Below are 17,808 nucleotides of genomic sequence, written 5' to 3'. Positions count from 1 at the left end.
GCAACGGGCCCCGGGTCAGCCGGGGTCCGCGCCGGTGGCGACCGGCCGGGCCGGGTCGGTGATCCACTCGCTCCACGATCCGGGATACAGCGCCGCGTCGGTGCGGCCGGCGCGGTGCAGGGCGAGCACCGTGTGCGCGGCGGTCACCCCCGACCCGCAGTACGCCGCCACCGGGGCCTGCGGGCGCAGCCCGGCACCGGTGAACCGGTCCCGCAGCGTCCCGGCGTCACGCAGCAGCCCGGCGTCGTCGAGGTGCAGCGTGGTCGGCAGGTTGACCGCGCCGGGGATGTGCCCGGCCACCGGGTCGACCGGCTCATGCTCGCCCCGGTACCGGGCGTCGGCACGGACGTCGATCAGCAGCCCACCCTGCCGGGGTAGCCGGCCGGCGGCGGCGGCGTCGAGCACCGGCATACCTCCCGGGCGTACGGTCACGTCGCCGGGCGGCGGTGCCGGCACGTCGGCGGTGACCGGTCGGCCGGCCGCCAGCCAGGCGGGGTAGCCGCCGTCGAGCACCCAGGTCGGCCGGTGCCCGGCCCAGCGCAGCGTCCACCAGGCGCGGGCGGCGGCGAGACCGTCGCCACCGTCGTAGACGACGACCGGCCACCCGGTGCGCACCCCGGCCCGGCGCAGCGTCCGCTGCAGCGGCGCCGGGTCGGGCAGCGGGTGCCGGCCACCGGCGCCCGGTGGGCCGCACAGGTCGGCGTCCAGGTCGACGAAGACCGCGCCGGGCAGGTGGGCGGCGACGTAGTCGTCGCGGCCCGGCGGGCCGACGAGCCGCCAGCGTACGTCCAGCAGGGTCGGCGGTTGCCCACCGGCCAGCGCGGCGGCGAGCCCGGGGACGGCGACGGTAGGGTCTGCGGTATCGAACACCATCCCAGTCAACACCATGCGGGGCTACGCCTGTCCCTTGCCGATCGTCCGTTCCGGCTGGTTATCGGTGCTGCAAGGTAGGATTGAACACTGGAGGGCAGCTGACCGTGAATGATCTTGTCGATACCACAGAGATGTATCTGCGCACCATACTTGAGCTCGAGGAAGAGTCGGTGCCGCCGCTGCGTGCCAGGATCGCCGAGCGGCTGCACCAGAGCGGCCCCACCGTCAGCCAGACGGTCGCCCGGATGGAGCGCGACGGGCTGCTCACCATCGAGGACGACCGTAACCTACGACTCACCGAGCTGGGCCGGGCCCAAGCGGTCTCGGTGATGCGCAAGCACCGGCTCGCCGAGCTGCTGCTGGTCAACGTCATCGGCATGCCCTACGAGGAGGCCCACGAGGAGGCCTGCCGTTGGGAGCACGTGATGAGCGACGCGGTCGAGAAGAAGGTCTACGACCTGCTCAACCGGCCGACCCGGTCGCCGTACGGCAACCCGATTCCCGGCCTGGACGCGCTGGGTGACGGACCGGCGGAGCTGGCGAATCCGGACATCAGCCCGGACACCGAGCGCAACCTGGCGTTCCCCGGCCTGACCGGCACGGTCGTGGTCCGTCGGATCTGCGAGAGCGTGCAGACCAACGCCGACGTGCTCCGCCAGTTGCACGCCGCCGGGGTGGACCCGGGGGCGACGGTCACCGTCGCGCAGGAACGCGACGGGGTGACCATCGACCGGTCCGGCGACAAGATCCACCTGCCGCGCGAGGTCGCGTCCCGGGTGTTCGTCGCGGCCGCCGACCACGGACGGTCGCTGGCCGGCGCGGCCGCCTGAGTCACCGGCGCTCCGCCGGTCGGCGCGACCGCCCTGGACGCGACCCGGCCGGCGGTGCCCCGGCACAGCCGGCCGGTCACTTCTTGCGGTTGTCGTGCACCACCCGGGCCAGCTCGACCATCTTGGGCGCCAGCTCCACGGCGGACAGTTCGTCGTCACCGGGGGCGAACGTCCAGCGCAGGCTGATCAGCTTCGGGTCCCCGGTGATCCAGTTGACCTCCAGCGCCGCCCCGTACCCAGTGTCCGGGTCCGGCTTGACCGGAATCCAGTAGGCGGCCTTGCCGAGATCCTTGATCTCCTTGGCACCGACCGGGGCGACGTCGTCGGCGAAGACCGACGCGCTCGCCTTGGTGTCCGAGATGGAGACCATCAGGTCGGGCAGTGGCTCCTCGGCCGGCCGCAGCACACACGACTGCGTCTTGTCGTGCTTGTTGGCCGCCGCCACCTCGAACCGGAACCCGACGGTCTGCTCGACCACGTCGAAGTCGAACACCCGGCATGCCCCGCCGGACTCGGCGGCCGGCGGACGGGGCACCTCCGGGTACGGCTCAACCGGGCTCGGCGACGGACTGGCCTGGGCCGGGTCGTCCGGGGCGGGGTTCTCGGTGGCCACCGCCCGGTCGGAGCAGCCGGCGGCGAACAGCAGCAGGATCAGCCCGGCGCCGGACACACGCAGCCGAACGCCCACAGTGACCTCCCACGGTCAGGCCGGTCGAAAAAGGCGGATTGTTCGTCGCACACCGTACGGGTTCCGCCGCCGCCGCGAAAGCCCGCCACCCGCACCGACCGCGCCGCGTAGGAAATCCCCGGAATCACCCCAGATACGGGCAGTGCCGGCAACCCTGGTCACAGCAGGTGCCCCGGCGGGCCAGGAACGCCGCGGTCAGCACGAACAGCCCGGTGCCCGGGTCCAGGTAGCCGGCCTCGCCGGCGTCGAGCGCCGCCGCGTGCGCGGCCAGCACCGCCGCCCGGTGCGGGTGGTCGGCCGGCAGTCGCGCCGGATGCGGTTCGGTGAGCGGGCGGGCCGCCAGCGGCAGACGCCGCCCCCGCTGCCGTGCCATGCCGGTGACCTTACGCAGGCCGCCGGTGTGGTAACACTCGTGGGTCCCACCCGCACCCGCCTGACCGAATGGACCGCCGATGACCGCGTACGCCCTGCTGATCCACCCGTCGGCGAACCGGGTGTACGCCGAGTCGGCGGTCGGGCTGGCCACCGCCGAGCTGACCGTCTTCGGCGACCGGGCCCTCGGCGGCCGGGTGGACGACGTCGCGGTCACCACGATCGGCGGGCTGCCGTACGTCACCTTCACCGGCGTCGACCTGACCGACCGGGACCTGTCCGTGCTGGCCAACCTGTCCGCCCGGTACGCGTTCTTCGCCCGCGACGGCGATCTGCTGCGGCCGCTGGAGGTGACCGGCCGGGACCGCTTCGACAGCGACCTGATCACCATCCCGAAGTACGCCGGCAAGACCAACGAGCAGTTCACCAAACTGCTGTTGAACGTGACCGCGCTGGCCACGACCGACCGGGCCGGTGCCGCTGGGACCGGCGGGACCAGCGGGACCGCCGTTACCGGCGGGACCAGCGGGACCGCCGTTACCGGCGGGGCGGCGGCCGGCCCGTTCGGCCCGGACTCGCCGCCGCTGCGGGTCCTCGACCCGATGTGCGGCCGGGGCACCACGCTCAACCAGGCGATGATGTACGGCTGGCACGCCGCCGGGGTGGAGATCGACGGCAAGGACTTCGAGGTGTACGCCAACTTCATCCGTACCTGGTTGAAGCACAAGCGGCTCAAGCACTCGGCCGAGATCGCCCCGGTGCGGCGCAACCGGGCCGTACTGGGCCGACGGCTGGCGGTCACCCTGGCGGCCAGCAAGGACGACCACCGGGCCGGGCGGACCGTCGACCTGACGATGGTGCACGCCGACACCCGCCGCAGCCGGGAGGTGTTCCGGGCCGGCAGCTTCGACGCGATCGTCACCGACGCGCCGTACGGGGTGCAGCACGGCACCCGCGGTCAGGCGGACCGGTTGACCCGCGATCCGTTGGGTCTGCTGGCTGAGGCGTTGCCGGGGTGGGTGGCGCTGCTGCGCCCCGGCGGGGCGCTCGGTATCTCCTGGAACACCCTGGTCGCCGCCCGCGACGATCTGGCCGCGCTGCTGGTCAAGGCGGGCCTGGAAGTGGCCGACGGTCCGGGGTACGGCGGCTTCGCCCACCGGGTCGACCAGGCGATCGTCCGGGACCTGATCGTGACCCAAAGAGCCTGACAAACGCCAATTCCTGACACGATCGACAGTTCGTCGAAAACGGACAACATGATCGACAATGTGACCAGCATCACACTTCGATATCGACCGCTCTCTTCATTGCTCTGCCGCTCCTTGATACTTTCTGAATAGCACATGCCGGCAAGCAGATGCGCGCACCACAGGAATCACCATCCGACAATGCGTCGGCTCAGCAAACCGCAGTTTGTCCAGCATCCGACGCCAGTGCCACAAAAGCGCCGACCGGTGACCCACGGGGGGATTATCGTGACCTTCGAGCTGTGGAATCCCACTACCTACGATGCACTGCGGCGTCAACTCATCCCGTCGTTCGACCTGTTGTACGGCAGCGCGTCCAGCGCGGTGCAGATGTCGGTGCCGGGCGACGCACGGATCCTGGATCTGGGCGCGGGGACCGGGCTGCTCAGCGCAGCGCTGATCGCCCGCATCCCCGAAGCAACGATCACTCTCGTCGACCATTCCGAACGGATGCTCGCACAGGCCAAACAACGGTTCGACAGTGTCCATCGGGTCAGTTTCGCTGTTCAGGGACTGATGGATCCATTGCCGGCGGGGCCGTACGACGCAGTTGTTTCCGGCCTAGCTATCCACCACCTCGAGCATCACGAGAAACAAACGCTGTTTGGTCGCCTACCCGACATTCTGCGGCCGGGTGGGATCTTCGTCAACGTCGAGCAGGTCCTCGCGCCCACACCGCGACTGGAGGAGATGTACGACCGGCAGCACGAAGGCCACGTACACGCCGCCGGAACGCCTGCCGACGAATGGGCGGCCGGCCGCGAACGGATGAAGCACGACATCTGCATCGACGTCGAAACTCAACTCGGCTGGCTCCGCGCCGCCGGCTTCGACACCGTGGACTGCCTGGCCAAGGACTGGCGATTCGCCACCTACGCCGGGTGGCTGGCGTCGTGACCGCTGCCGGGCTCTACCAGGCCGTCCGCGAGGTGGCCGGCCGTCGACCCGACGCCGTGGCGGTACGCACCACCGACGGTGCGTCCGTGACGTACCGCGAACTCGTCGAGACGACCGACCGGGTCGCCGCCGGCCTCCCCGCGCACGGCGTCGCGGCTGGCGACACCGTCGCCGTGGTGCTGCGCAACAGCATCGGGTACGTCTGCCTGATCCTGGCGGTGGCCCGGCTCGGTGCCCGCTACGTACCGCTGATGGCGAACTTCGACGACGCCGGGGTGCGGACCGCTCTCGACCGGGCACGCCCCGCCCTGCTGGTCACCGACGGGCACCGCCGGATCCCCGCCGACGGCCCGGCCGCTGTCGACCTCGACAAGCTGACCGCCTCGACGCCCCGGCCGGAGCCCACCGCGGACTCCACCGCCTCGACGGCCACCGCCATATTCCGGCTACTATGGACCTCCGGCTCGACCGGCTTCCCGAAGATGATGGCCTGGCGGCAGGACCGCTTCGTCACCGAACGACGCCGCTGGCTGGCCGACACCGGGATCCGCCCCGACGACATCTTCTTCTGCCGCCACACCCTCGACGTGGCGCACGCCACCGACCTGCACGTGTTCGCGGCGCTGCTGTCCGGCGCGCAACTGGTGCTCGCCGACCCGCACGCGCCGGCCGGCACACTGCTGACCCAACTGGCCGCCCACCAGGCGACCGTGACCAGCGCCCTGCCGCAGCACTACGCCGACCTGGTCGCCGCCGCCCGGCGCCAGGGCCGGTTCCCGCTGCCGGCGCTGCGCCGCCCCCTGTGCGGTGGCGCCTATCTCAGCCCGGCGATCGTCCGGGACGCCGCCGACGTGCTCGGCGTACACATCCGGCAGATCTACGGCTCGACCGAGTTCGGCCTGGCGCTGGGCAACATGGACGACGTACCGCAGACCGACACCGCCATGGTCCCGGTCCGTGGGGTCGGCACCCGGCTGGAACCCTTCGTGCCCGGCCACCCCGACGTCGGGGAGCTGGTCCTCTACTCGGACTGCACCAGCGAGGGGTACGTCGACGCGCCGCAAGCCAACGCCCGTACCTTCCGCCGGCCCGAGTTCTGGACCGGGGACGTCGCCGAACGCAACGCACAGGGCGGCTACCGAATCCTGGGCCGGGTGTCCGAGACGCTGGCCACCCCCGCCGGGCCGCTGCCGGCGCCAGTGCTCGACACCGAACTCGGCGCGGCCGAGGCAGTGGTACAGGCCGTCAGTCTGGCCGTGCACCCCGGCGACTACCGCGACGTGGTCGCCGTGGCCGTCGCCCCGGCAGACGGGCACTCCGACGACGAGGCCGTCAAGGCCGTCGAGGAACTGCTCGCCCGGCACGGGCTGACCGGTTCGGTGCACCTCGTCGCCGCGATGCCCCGTACCCCGGTCGGCAAGATCGACAAACCGTTGCTGCGCACGCGACTCGGGCTGGCCGGGGGCAGCCAATGACCCGGCACCCGGACCACGGTCACGGACCGGCCCTGGCCACGCGCGGTCACGGACCGGCCCTGGTCATGGTGCCCGGGCTGGCCGCCACCGCCGCGTTCTTCTCCGAGGCGGTGGCCCGGCTCGCCAACCGGCACCGGGTGGTCGTCGTCGAACTGCCCGGACACGGCGACAACGCCACCGCCGACCGTCCGGCCAGCCTCACCCGCGCCGCCGAGGATCTGCACACCACCATCGAGAAGCTCGACCTGACCGACGTCACCCTGCTGGGCTGGTCGCTCGGCGCGACCGTGGCCTACGGCTACCTGGAGCAGTTCGGGGCTGCCCGGACCCGGGCCCTGGTGTCGGTCGAGCAGACCCCACGGCTGCTGCGCGACGACGACTGGCCGTACGCGGCCTTCGGCAACCTCGACGCCGCCGGGGCCGACGCCGTCCTGGCCAGCGTGACCGACGACTACCCCACCTTCGCCGCCGGGCTGGTCCGCGGCTCGTTCGCCGCCGGCACCGACGCCGACCCGACGACGCTGGCCGGCCTCATCGACGAGACCCGCCGGTGCGATCCGGACGCCGTACGGGCACTGCTCGCCGAGGCGCTCACCGTGGACTGGCGCGACCGGCTGCGCCGGATCAGCGTACCGACACTGCTCGTCCACGGAGCGCACAGCCAGGTCTACCCCGGCGACGTCGGCGGGTGGCTGCGCTCGGCGATACCGGCGTCCCGGCTGGAGGTGTTCACCGGCAGCGGCCATCTGCCGTTCGTCGAGGAACCTGACCGGTTCGCGGAACTCGTGTCGACCTTCGTCGACCACCCGGTGGCCACCTGAGCCACCCGCCCGGGACCCCGCCGACGCGGACCCACCGGCCGAGGACCCGCACCACACCGCAAGGGAGAGGGCATTGACCGATCGCACGGCCGCGCCCAGTACGGCGCGGCGCCTCAGCTGGATCTACCCCGACCGGGGCACCGCCTGGGTACGGCAGGCCGAGCAGGAGGCGGTCTGGGGGCCGTACCAGGAGATCGCCGCCGACCTGGGCCTGGAGTTCACGGTGAACAAGCCCGAGGAGGTCGCGGTCGACGCGACCGACCCGGGCCAGCCCAAAGTCTGGCTCAACGGTGAGCCGGTCACCCCGACCGACACCATCTTCGTCACCTCGCTGTACTCCCTGCCGCACCAGACCCAGGACGTGTGCAACCAGGTGTTCCTGTTCACCATCCTGGAACGGCTCGGCTTCTACCTGCCGATCCCACCGGCACTGTCCTACATCGGCGAGGACAAGCTGGCCAGCGTGGTGCACCTGGCTGGCAGTCCGATCCCGCTGCTGCCGACGATCCGGGTGGGCAGCGGCCGGGAGGCGATGGCCGGTCACAGCGACGCCGCGCTCGCCGCGCTGCCGTTCCCGTTGATCGTCAAACCCGCCTACTGGGGCATGGGCCTGGGCATCTCGGTGGTACACAACATGAACGACCTGAAAGGTCTCATCGGACTCGCCGGTGGCTCGGACACCGCGCTGGTCGCCCAGCCCTACCTCAAGGTGGTACGCGAACAGCGGGTGTATGTCGTCGACGGGCAGGCACACACCGTGCTGTACGGCTACAAGGACGGCTACTGCCTGGCCGTGACCAAGGCCAGCGGCGGCCGGCACGAACGCGGCTACTCCGCTCTGCCGCCGGAGCTCGCCGACACCGTCGCCTACGTCGCCGAACGGCTGCCCACGCCGTACTTCACTCTGGACTTCCTCTTCGACGGCGAGCGGCACTGGGTGTCGGAGATCGAACTCGACGGCGCGGTCGCGTTCAACGGCATTCCCGAGCAGGACGCCGCCGCCCGGGCGATCGTGCGGGCCCGGTTCGAGGCGTACCTGGCCGGATTCGCCCGGTGGCACGCCGCCGGTGACGACCAGTCGCGTCGGCGGCCGGGATGATCGGCGCGGTGCCCTGGGACGCGCTGCGCGACCAGGCCCGACGCAACGCCGCCGCCGGTGCCCCGGCCGTGCCGGACACCGCCACCGGACTCGCCGACCTGCCGGTCACCGGACCGGACGAGATCTTCGCCGTATCGCACGCGGTGACCCGGCGGACCGGTGCGCTGCTGCTGTCCAGCGGCGGCACCACCGGGCAGCCCAAGCTCACCTACGTGGCGTACCACCAGGCCATCGACCGGCTGCTGCGGCAGTGGCGACCGCTGGTCGGCGGTGACCTGCTGCTCAACCTGTTCACCCCCGGCCGGCTGTGGGCGTCGCACTACTACATGCAGGAGCTGGCCGGACGCTGCGGTGCCGACGTGGCACCGTTCGGTCCGATCACCCCGGAGGAGGTCGACGGCTGGCTGCCGACCCTGAGTCGGCTCGGCGTCAACGCGGTCGCCGGCACCCCGACGGCCCTGGCCGACCTGGCCCGGGGCGTACTCGACGCGGGCGCGGCCACCCCGATCGAAAAGATCATCTGGATGGCCGAGCCGTGGACCGAGGAGAAGGCGACCATCGTGCGGAAGGCGTTCCCGCAGGTCCAGCTCTGGGGCAACTACGGTTCGGTCGAAACGTACGTCATCGCCACGAACACCCCGGCGTGCGACACCTCGGTGCTGCACCTGATGCCCGACCAGGTGCTCGAGCCCGACGACGCCGGCGCCCTGCTGTCCAGAGTGGGTGACGGCTGGACCGTGCCGACCGTGCGGTACCGGCTCGGCGACCGGGTCGCGGCGGCGGCCTGCGGCTGCGGCCGACCGGACGCGCTGCGGGTGCTGGGCCGCGCCGACGACGCGATCAAGCTGCACGGCGCGCTGGTCGGCATCGGTACGGTGCTGGACATCGTCCGCGCCGCACCAGGAGTACGCGACGCACAGCTGCTGCTGCGGCGGGCCGCCGGCGAGCGCCACTCGGTCAGCGCGGTGACCGTGCACTACACCGGGGACGCCGACCCGGCGGCGGTACGCACCCGGCTGCTGCACCAGTTCTACGACCTGGGCGTCGTCGCCCAGCACCACCCGACGGCGGTCGCCGTCGAACAGGTGCCGCGGCTGCGCCGGGTGGACCGCACCAACAAGATCCCCCCGATGATCTGGCTGGAGCCGACCGGATGACGACCGTGAGCGAGCCGAAGCTGCTGACGAGACTGCGCGGCAACCCGTGGGCGGTGCTGGCCGTCCTGTCGTTGGCGTACTTCCTCACCCAGCTCGACGTGGCGGTGCTCGCCGTCGCGGTACCCAGCATCATGGCCGACCTCGACGCGTCGGCCGACCAGGTGGTGTGGTCGCTGAGCGCCTACATCTTCCTGCTGGCGATGGCCCTGATCACCGCCGGCCGGCTCGGTGACCTCTACGGCCGCCGGCGGATCTTCCTGCTCGGGGTCGCCGTCTTCACCGCCGCCAGTGTCGCCGCCGGCCTGGCCCAAGGGCCCGGCCAGCTGATCGCCGCCCGCGCGGTGCAGGGTCTCGGCGCGGCGCTGCTCACCCCGCAGACCCTCGCCCTGCTGATGGAGGCCTTCCCGCCGGACCGCCGGGGCACGGCGTTCGGCATCCGGGGCGCGGTCGGCGGGATCGCCGCGATCAGCGGACCGGCCGCCGGCGGGGTGCTGGTCAGCACCCTCGACTGGCGGTGGATCTTCTGGCTGAACCTGCCGCTCGGGTTGCTGATGCTCGTGGTCGGCCGGCTCGTGCTGCCCGAGGTCGCGCAACGCGTCCGCCGCCGGCTCGACGTGCCCGGGGTGGTGCTGGCCTCGGCGGCGCTGTTCTGCCTGGCGTTCGGCATCAGTCAGGGCGAACGGTACGGCTGGAACGCCGGCATCTGGGCGACGCTCGGCGTGTCCGGGCTGTTCGTGGTGGCCTTCCTCACGCAGCAGCGCCGCCGCCAGGACCGGGAGCCGCTGGTGCCGTTCGCGCTGTTCCGGCGGCGCAACTTCCCGCTGATGAACGGCTTCTCGCTGACCACCTCCGGCACCGTCATCGGCCTGGTGCTGGTGCTGTCGCTGTACTTCCAGCAGGTGCTCGGCCTCGACGCGTGGGCCGCCGGGCTGATGATCGTGCCGGCGTCGCTGTTCTCCACCCTGCTCGACCCGGTGGCCGGCAGACTCGCCGACCGCGTCCAGGGCCGCTACCTGCTGCTGGTCGGGGCGGCGGCCACCGTCGCCGGCATGGCGTGGGCGGCGATCGAGATGCGCGACGGTGCGACGTGGACGGCGTTCGTCGCCCCGATGTGCGTCATCGGTGTCGGCAACGCGTTCCTGTTCACCCCGCTGGCGGTGGTCGCGTTGTCCGACGTCGAACAGCAGCAGGCCGGCGCCGCGTCCGGGGTGCTGATCACCTCGTTGCAGATCGGTTCGATGCTGGGCGCCGCAGCCGTCGGCACCCTGCTGCACAGTCAGATCGGCGAGGTCGTCACCGTCGGGGCGGCCCGCGCGGCGATGCTGCTGCTGGCCGGGGTGGCGGTGCTGGGCGGTATCGCCTGCCTGGTCGCCGGCCCGAACCTGACCAGGACGACATCGCAACCGTGACGGCGGTCGTCGCCGGCCTGACCGTGGCCCACTGACTTCGCCACCGGCGTGACGCCTCGGCGCGCGGAGCCCAGGTGATCTATCCGCGGCGCGACGTGAGCCGTCAGACGTGCATCACCACGACCCGCTGCGCCTTCGGCCGGTCCAGCTCCTCGACGAGGCGGTTCATGTCGTCCGGGTCGCTGGTCAGCAGCACGACGGGACGCGGCATCTCCAGAGCGGTAACGGCAACCACCGCGTCGATGGCACAACGGTGCCCCGACAGCCCGGTCGCTCCGAGAAGTTCACCTGCCCGCCTGCCGATCTGCGGGCTCACCGGCTGCACCACGATCCTCGACAGCACCCTGTGGAGGCGGGCATCACGCGGCCCACCTCGAAGGACCTCCGTCAGCGTGACAGCACTCGCCACGACTCTGGCGCCGCGTTCCCGGGCCGCCTCCAGGAAGGCCCTCGACTTGTTGTCGCCCTGTGAGAGCTTTACCAGGCCTTCGCTGTCGAGTACCAGCGTGCCACCTGTTCCTACCGCCCGTCTGGCCATGACGCCCTCGCCTCGTCCAACGCGTCAGGTGGCACAGGTCCGTGCTCCGAGCGGAGGAGATCCGAAAGCTCCCCGATGAGATCCAACTCAAGCTGTCGAGCGACCGCTTCGGTCACGTACTGGCTGAACTCCCCCCGGCCCACCCGCTGCTGCACGGCGATAGTCAAGTCTTCCGGCATCGACACACTCACCTTGCGTGCGCGGCCGACCAGCCGGAGCCTGCGGCCAGCGCCGGACGCCTCGCCCACGACGGCTGCTTCCAACTCAGCCAGCAGGTCGGGCGACGCTGCCCCAGGGTCACGAATCGCCTCCAGGATCTCCGGGAGCATCAGACGCAGGCGATCCGCGGGGTCACCCGCGCCCGGCGGGAGCGGTTCGACAGCCATACGGCCAATGCTACCAGCGGTAGGAACCTCGCGCCGTCACCATCGAAGCGGACGACGGGTCAGCTCCCTTACTGCCGCCACTATCAACATATAGCGCATAGGGGGTCTTGCGGCAAGACCCGGGTCGTCGCGCACAATCGCATTCCTACGCCAGTTCTCCGGCATTTTCGCCGGCCGCTGGACGCTGCGCTTTTTCGCCGACCCGAGAATGGAGCTGATCGAGGTGCGCCCGCTGACCACCAGCGCTTTCGATCTCCCCGACCGGCTGCACGCCAAGGCCGACCCGAAACTGATCGCCGACGACGAACGGCATTTCGCGGCGATCGCGTACCGCCTCGACCAGCTTTCCACCGACCTGTCGCAGCGGCTCGACGCGGCCCGGAAGGCACCGGCCGGCAAGGGCCGGCGGGCGGTGGACCGCGACCAGGAGGTTCGCCGGCTCACCGTACGGCTGCGGGCGCTGCGCCGGTTCGGCCTCGACCTGTGTCTTGGCCGGATGGTCCCCGACGACCGTTCAGACCCGGTGTACGTCGGACGGCGGGGTCTGACCGACGACACCGGCCGTCAACTGCTGCTCGACTGGCGCTCCCCCGCCGCCGAGCCGTTCTTCGGCGCCACCCACGGCAACCCGATGGGCCTGGCCAGCCGCCGCCGCTACCGCTGGACGATGGGCCGGATCAGCGACTACTGGGACGAGGTGTTCAGCGCCGACGCGCTCGACGGGCACGCCGCCCTCGACGACCAGTCGGCCTTCATCGCCAGCCTCGGCGGGCACCGGTCGGACCGGATGCGCGACGTGCTGGCCACCATCGCCGCCGACCAGGACGCCATCATCCGCGCCGGCTCGGCTGGTGCGCTCGTCGTCGACGGCGGACCCGGCACCGGCAAGACCGTCGTCGCCCTGCACCGCACCGCGTACCTGCGCTACCACGACCCCCGACTCGGCCAGCGTCGCGGCGGGGTGCTGTTCGTCGGACCGCACCAGCCCTATCTGGCGTACGTCGCCGACGTCCTGCCCAACCTCGGCGAGGACGACGTGCAGACCTGCACCCTGGCCGGCCTGGTCGCCGAGGGTGCAGGCGCAGCGGCCGAACCCGACCCTGAGGTAGCCCGGCTGAAGTCGTCGGCGCGGTGGGAGGCGGCGGTCGAGGCGGCCGTCCGGTTCTACGAGGAGCCGCCGCAGACCGCGACGACGGTGGCCACCGGTTGGACCGAGCTGACCCTCACTCCCGGCGACTGGGCCGACGCGTTCGCCGCACCCGGGCCGGGTGTGCCGCACAACGAGGCCCGCGACCAGATCATGGACGAACTGCTGACCATTCTGGTCGGCCGCTACGACGGCGACGAGCCGGAAGACCAGGTCCGCGCCGCACTGGAACAGAACCAGGCGCTGCGTACGGCGGTCAACCGGGCCTGGCCGCTGCTCGACCCGGCCGACATCGTCGCCGACCTGTGGTCGGTCCCGGCCTATCTGCGCCGGTGCGCGCCGTGGCTCGACCCGGCCGATATCCGTACGCTGCAGCGCGCCGACCCTCGGGCCTGGACGGTCGACGATCTGCCGCTGCTGGACGCGGCCCGGCTGCGCCTCGGCGACGCACAGGCGTCCGACCGCGAGCGGCGGCACCGGGCGGCGGTGGCCGTCGAACGGGTCCACCGGGCCCGGGTGATCGACGACCTGCTCGACGCGCACAGCTACGACGACGGCGAAGGCGTCCTGGCGATGCTGCGCCACCAGGATCTGCAGGAAACGCTGATCGACGAGACGGGCGGGCCGGACGCCGACCCGGACGCGTTGGCCGGCCCGTTCGCGCACATCGTGGTCGACGAGGCGCAGGAGTTGACCGACGCGCAGTGGCAGATGCTGCTGCGCCGCTGCCCGTCGCGCAGCTTCACCATCGTCGGTGACCGCGCCCAGGCCCGGCACGGCTTCACGCAGTCGTGGCCGGACCGGCTCGCCCGGGTCGGCCTGGACCGGGTCGACGTCGCCACGTTGACGGTCAACTACCGGACGCCGGCCGAGATCATGGCGTACGCCGAACCGGTGATCCGCGCCGCGCTGCCGGACGCCAACGTGCCGACCTCGATCCGACACGGCGGCGTCCCGGTCATGCAGCGGCCGGTCGCCGACCTGCGGCAGATCCTGGACGGCTGGCTGGCCGACCACGTCGACGGCACGGTCTGCGTGATCGGCGTACCGCCGGTCGATGTCGCCGCCCTGCCGGCGACGCCCCGGGTCCGGTCGCTGACCCCCGGGCTGACCAAGGGGCTGGAGTTCGACCTGGTGGTGGTGGTCGACCCGGCGTCGTTCGGCGACGGCGTCACCGGCGCGGTCGACCGGTACGTGGCGATGACCCGCGCCACCGGTCAGCTCGTCGTGCTGTCCGGCGACGGGCAGCGGTAGATTCGGCGGTCGATGGCCACCTGTGACGATGTCCGCCGGGCACTCGCCGACCTCGCCGACCCGCGTCGCGCCGAGCAGACGCACCGGTCCCTGCAGATGCAACCCGGCGGGTACGGCGAGGGTGACCGGGCGCTCGGCGTACCCGTGCCGGACCAACGCCGGGTGGCCGGCCGGTACTGGCGTGACCTGTCCCTGGCCGAGACGATCCGGCTGCTGACCAGCGAGGTGCACGAGGAGCGGCTGACCGCGATCTTCATCCTGGTGCGCATGTTCGACAAGGGCAGGCAGCGGCAGCGGGCCGCCATCTTCGACACCGTGCTGGCCCACACCGACCGGATCGACAACTGGGACCTGGTCGACTCGTGCGCCCCGTACATCGTCGGGCCCTGGTTGATCGACAAGGATCGGACGGTGCTGGACCGGCTGGCCGCCTCGGAGCTGGTCTGGGACCGGCGGATCGCGATCATCGCGACGTTCGCCTTCATCCGGGTCGGGGACTTCGACTGGACGTTGCGGCTGGCCGAGCGGCTGCTGCACGACCCGCACGACCTGATCCACAAGGCGGTCGGCTGGATGCTGCGCGAGGTCGGCAACCGCGATCGTACGGTGGCCGAGGCGTTCCTGACCCGGCACCAACGCGACATGCCGCGAGTGATGCTGCGCTACGCCATCGAGAAGTTCGAGCCGCAGCGCCGCGCGGCGTACCTCGCCGGCACGGCCTGACCGCCCGGTCCGGCTTCCGTACCGCGACGAATCGTCCGATCGCGTCGAGGTGAGGCGCACGCACCTCACACCGCAGGGATGACGTGCGTAGCCCTCACCTCGACGCGGTTCACGCCGGTTGCGGCTGCCCGCCCGACCCCGTGGTCCGGGCGGGCAGCCGACGCGATCGCGGCGACGTCATTCGCAGAAGACCTTCACCTTGGCGTCGGGCTGGTCGACGTCGACGGTGAGGTCGTCGAGCTGCTCGACCAGATCCTCGATGTGCTGCGGCTTGAGCTGGGTGAGGTCGATCGGCACCCCCGACTTGCCCAGCTCGGCGTTGACGTGGGCGAGCGCCTGCGGCGGGATCAGGCTGGTCAGCCGGACACCGGCGCGCAGCAGCTGCAACGGGACCCGTACGTTGATCCGGGCCGGTCCGTCACCGCCGGAGCCTTCGGCCGAGTCCACGAGGACGCGCAGGTACTTCGGTCGGGCCTTCGGGCGGGGTAGGCCGCTGGCTGCCGGCTCGGGCTGCTCCCGGTCGAGGGCGTCCATCAGCTGCTCGGCCTCGGCGGCGGTGATCTTGCCTTCGGCCAGCATCTCCAGGATCTGGCGGCGTTGTTCGTCCATCTCGGGCTTCTCCTTTGCTGTCATCTGACAATCACGAGCAGGGCCGTGCGGCCCTGCACGAACTCGACACGGGCGCCGGGCAGCGCCCACAGCAGACCTCCGGCGGCGCGCAGCGCACCGGTCGGGCTGATCCGGTAGACCAGGCAGGCGACCAGTCCGCCCAGGACGGCGATCGCCAGCAGTGGCGACAGCATCAGCAGCACCGGCAGGACCGGGACCCACAGCCGCCGCCGGCGACCGTCGCCCTGACGCCAGCGCACCGTCACCAGTTGCGGGATCATCGAGGACCGTCCAGCTCGGCCAGCGCCTGCCGGACGGTGATCTCGCCCCGGCGCAGCCGGTCGACGACTTCGGCGCTGGCCGATGCCGGGCCGGTGTCGGCGATGTCGAGCTGCTCGACGAAATCGAGCTGCTCGGCGATCCGGTTGAGCCGGGACTTGACCGTCGGGTAGCTCACCCCGAAGATCCGCTCCATCTCCTTGATCGACCCGTGCGACCGGACGAACGCGGCGACGAAAACCTGGTCGTCGGCGCCGAGCTGGGCCAGCTGCGGCGGGTCGAACTGGCCCTCGACGGCGACGCCGCTGTCGGCCAGCCGCACCCGCTCGACCACGAACGGCTGCCCGCGGGTCAGGTCGGTCAACTCCTGCCAGTCCACTGCTCGGCTCCCCCTGCTCTCGGCGATGTGCTCGCCACTCATTTGTACCTCACTTTTCTCGTCCGTACCACATCTTGATCTTGATTTTCTTGATGTTGATCTTGAGTTTTCTTATTTCGCCAGCCCAGCAGCCCACACATGCCACTGGCGGCGGACCCACCCACCTGTCGGACGCGCAGGACGCGTCGACAGGTGAGGGATCCGCCGCCAGTCACGGGGAGCGGGGCGAAGCCCCTGGACGGTTACGGGCTGCTGCAGGTCACCGTCGGGCTCGACGCGGAGCCGGTGCCGAGGAACCCGAAGGTCGCCGTACCGCCGGCCGGCAGTGAGCCGTTGTAATCGACGTTCCGGACGGTCACGGTCGACCCGCTGACACTCAGCGCACCGTTCCAGCTCTGGCTGATGCCCTGACCACCGGCGAGGGTCCACCGGGTGGTCCAGCCATTGATCGCCGCGCTACCGGCCCGGACGGTCACCTCGCCCTGGAACCCGCCCGGCCACGAACCGATGGTCTGGTACGTCGCGGTGCACGCACCGGTCGCGGGCGGCGGGGTGGTCGGCCCCGGTGGCGGGGTCGTCGGGCCGGGCGGCGGAGTGGTCGGCCCTGGCGGCGGGGTCGTCGGGTCCGGACCCGGTGGGGCACCGAACTGGGTGAAGAAGTCCCAGGTCTCCCCCGGCAGCCAGGTCCGGGTACCGCTGTCACCGGGAGCACCGTCCTGCGGTGCGGCGATGTGGCCGCCGTCGAACGCCGCCCACACCACCGGGTAGCCGGCGCGGCAACCCGAGTAGGTGGTGGTGCGGTGGGTCAGGCTGCCGACCGCCGGCTCCGGCGGGTTCTGCGGCGTACAGCCGTTGTTGCGGACGAACCGGTCCCGCATCGCCCGGCCGCTGGCGATGACGTCGCTGACGCCGTGCGCCCCGAAGTACGCGATCGGCTGGGTGCCGCCGCTGCATCCGCTGAGTTCGCGGGGCGGACCGTACAGGGCCACCGCGCGGAACACGTCGGCCCGGGCACAGGCCAGGGCGTAGCTCATCGCGGCGCCGTAGCTGAAGCCGAGCGCGAACCGCTGCGTCGTCTCGATGCACAGGTTGGCGTCGAGCTGACGCAGGAGATCGTCGACGAACGTGACATCGGAGCCGCCGGTGTTGGCCCAGCCGTTGTCGATGCCCTGCGGGGCGACGAAAATCGTGCTGTTGTTGGCCAGCCGGCGCAGCCCGTAGTAGGACCAGACGTCCCGCTGCACGGTCTGTCCGGTGTCGACGTCGACCGCCGTACCGCCCCACCAGTGGAAACCGAGGACCAGGCGGTACGGCTGATTCTGCTGGTAGTTGTCCGGCAGCCGCAGGATGTAGCTGCGGGTCCGGCCGCCGCTCTGGACCGTACGGGTGCCGCTGGCCAGCCCCGGCGCGCGGCCGCAACCGGCCGTCCCGGCGGTGATGCCGACCGCGTCGTCGGACGCGGCGGTGATACCGACAGGGTCGGCGGCGGAGGTGCGGGGGGCGGCAGCCGCCGCGCCCACGGTGGTGACGGTGAGCGCCGCGACCAGCGCCGCCGCGACGCCGACCGGCCGGAACAAGGATCTGGGTCTACGCATCAGGAATCTCCCAGTGACGCCGTGAGTGGA

The 17,808-nt window shown here is 71.5% G+C and carries 19 protein-coding genes; 10 read left to right on the top strand and 9 right to left on the bottom strand.

Going from position 1 to position 17,808, the window contains the following annotated elements; translation table 11 throughout:
- Positions 1-15: 15 nt before the first annotated feature.
- Positions 16-870 (bottom strand): sulfurtransferase, encoded by an 855-nt coding sequence (locus O7629_RS06580; protein ID WP_278168134.1) that lies wholly within the window; start codon positions 868-870, stop codon positions 16-18.
- Between the two features lie 101 nt (positions 871-971).
- Here O7629_RS06580 and O7629_RS06575 point away from each other — a divergent pair, with 101 nt between their 5' ends.
- Positions 972-1,703: a metal-dependent transcriptional regulator gene (locus tag O7629_RS06575; protein WP_278174429.1), complete on the top strand. Its 732-nt coding sequence runs from the start codon at positions 972-974 to the stop codon at positions 1,701-1,703.
- A gap of 76 nt (positions 1,704-1,779) precedes the next feature.
- Here O7629_RS06575 and O7629_RS06570 read toward each other — a convergent pair whose 3' ends face one another.
- Complete coding sequence (locus O7629_RS06570) at positions 1,780-2,391, bottom strand: hypothetical protein (RefSeq protein WP_278168132.1); 612 nt, start codon at positions 2,389-2,391, stop codon at positions 1,780-1,782.
- Between the two features lie 124 nt (positions 2,392-2,515).
- A complete protein-coding gene (locus tag O7629_RS06565; protein WP_278168130.1) occupies positions 2,516-2,764 on the bottom strand; it encodes a DUF5522 domain-containing protein in 249 nt (82 codons plus the stop codon).
- Between the two features lie 79 nt (positions 2,765-2,843).
- Between O7629_RS06565 and O7629_RS06560 the strand changes: the two genes are divergently transcribed.
- From O7629_RS06560 to O7629_RS06530, 7 genes are all read left to right on the top strand, one after another.
- Positions 2,844-3,971 (top strand): SAM-dependent methyltransferase, encoded by a 1,128-nt coding sequence (locus O7629_RS06560; RefSeq protein ID WP_278168129.1) that lies wholly within the window; start codon positions 2,844-2,846, stop codon positions 3,969-3,971.
- A 267-nt stretch (positions 3,972-4,238) separates the two neighbouring features.
- Positions 4,239-4,907 carry a class I SAM-dependent methyltransferase gene (locus O7629_RS06555; protein WP_278168127.1) on the top strand — a complete coding sequence of 223 codons (669 nt, stop codon included), beginning with the start codon at positions 4,239-4,241 and terminating at the stop codon, positions 4,905-4,907.
- On the top strand, positions 4,904-6,382 hold the full coding sequence (locus O7629_RS06550) for an AMP-binding protein (protein WP_278168125.1): 1,479 nt from the start codon (positions 4,904-4,906) through the stop codon (positions 6,380-6,382). The genes O7629_RS06555 and O7629_RS06550 overlap by 4 nt, the downstream gene beginning before the upstream one ends.
- Positions 6,379-7,203 carry an alpha/beta hydrolase gene (locus O7629_RS06545; RefSeq protein ID WP_278168123.1) on the top strand — a complete coding sequence of 275 codons (825 nt, stop codon included), beginning with the start codon at positions 6,379-6,381 and terminating at the stop codon, positions 7,201-7,203. The genes O7629_RS06550 and O7629_RS06545 overlap by 4 nt, the downstream gene beginning before the upstream one ends.
- Before the next feature lie 73 nt (positions 7,204-7,276).
- Positions 7,277-8,302, top strand: coding sequence for a hypothetical protein (locus O7629_RS06540; protein WP_278168122.1), 1,026 nt, complete (start codon positions 7,277-7,279; stop codon positions 8,300-8,302).
- A complete protein-coding gene (locus tag O7629_RS06535) occupies positions 8,299-9,459 on the top strand; it encodes an AMP-binding protein (RefSeq protein ID WP_278168121.1) in 1,161 nt (386 codons plus the stop codon). The genes O7629_RS06540 and O7629_RS06535 overlap by 4 nt, the downstream gene beginning before the upstream one ends.
- The gene (locus tag O7629_RS06530) at positions 9,456-10,868 is read left to right on the top strand and encodes an MFS transporter (RefSeq protein ID WP_278168119.1); all 1,413 of its coding nucleotides are present in this window, start codon (positions 9,456-9,458) and stop codon (positions 10,866-10,868) included. The genes O7629_RS06535 and O7629_RS06530 overlap by 4 nt, the downstream gene beginning before the upstream one ends.
- A gap of 103 nt (positions 10,869-10,971) precedes the next feature.
- Here the strand turns inward: O7629_RS06530 and O7629_RS06525 are convergent, their stop codons facing one another.
- Both O7629_RS06525 and O7629_RS06520 read right to left on the bottom strand, forming a co-directional pair.
- A complete protein-coding gene (locus tag O7629_RS06525; protein WP_278168117.1) occupies positions 10,972-11,406 on the bottom strand; it encodes a PIN domain-containing protein in 435 nt (144 codons plus the stop codon).
- On the bottom strand, positions 11,388-11,792 hold the full coding sequence (locus O7629_RS06520; protein ID WP_278168115.1) for a hypothetical protein: 405 nt from the start codon (positions 11,790-11,792) through the stop codon (positions 11,388-11,390). Before O7629_RS06520 ends, O7629_RS06525 begins: the two co-directional genes overlap by 19 nt.
- A 208-nt stretch (positions 11,793-12,000) precedes the next feature.
- Here O7629_RS06520 and helR point away from each other — a divergent pair, with 208 nt between their 5' ends.
- Both helR and O7629_RS06510 read left to right on the top strand, forming a co-directional pair.
- Positions 12,001-14,193: an RNA polymerase recycling motor ATPase HelR gene (gene helR / locus O7629_RS06515; RefSeq protein WP_278168114.1), complete on the top strand. Its 2,193-nt coding sequence runs from the start codon at positions 12,001-12,003 to the stop codon at positions 14,191-14,193.
- A gap of 12 nt (positions 14,194-14,205) precedes the next feature.
- A complete protein-coding gene (locus O7629_RS06510) occupies positions 14,206-14,916 on the top strand; it encodes a DNA alkylation repair protein (RefSeq protein WP_278168113.1) in 711 nt (236 codons plus the stop codon).
- Between the two features lie 177 nt (positions 14,917-15,093).
- Here the strand turns inward: O7629_RS06510 and O7629_RS06505 are convergent, their stop codons facing one another.
- From O7629_RS06505 to O7629_RS06490, 4 genes are all read right to left on the bottom strand, one after another.
- Entirely contained in the window at positions 15,094-15,525 is a 432-nt protein-coding gene (locus O7629_RS06505; protein ID WP_278168112.1) for a hypothetical protein, read from the bottom strand.
- Positions 15,526-15,545: 20 nt separating this feature from the next.
- On the bottom strand, positions 15,546-15,806 hold the full coding sequence (locus O7629_RS06500) for a hypothetical protein (protein WP_278168110.1): 261 nt from the start codon (positions 15,804-15,806) through the stop codon (positions 15,546-15,548).
- Complete coding sequence (locus O7629_RS06495) at positions 15,803-16,225, bottom strand: DUF2089 domain-containing protein (RefSeq protein ID WP_278168108.1); 423 nt, start codon at positions 16,223-16,225, stop codon at positions 15,803-15,805. Before O7629_RS06495 ends, O7629_RS06500 begins: the two co-directional genes overlap by 4 nt.
- Before the next feature lie 200 nt (positions 16,226-16,425).
- On the bottom strand, positions 16,426-17,778 hold the full coding sequence (locus O7629_RS06490; protein WP_278168107.1) for a cellulose binding domain-containing protein: 1,353 nt from the start codon (positions 17,776-17,778) through the stop codon (positions 16,426-16,428).
- Between the last annotated feature and the right edge of the window lie 30 nt (positions 17,779-17,808).

Origin of the sequence: Solwaraspora sp. WMMD792 (assembly GCF_029626105.1) — a bacterium.
Classification (GTDB): Bacteria; Actinomycetota; Actinomycetes; order Mycobacteriales; family Micromonosporaceae; genus Micromonospora_E.
The sequence above is the reverse complement of the archived record's forward strand: the minus strand, read 5'-3'. Positions and strand labels throughout refer to the sequence as shown.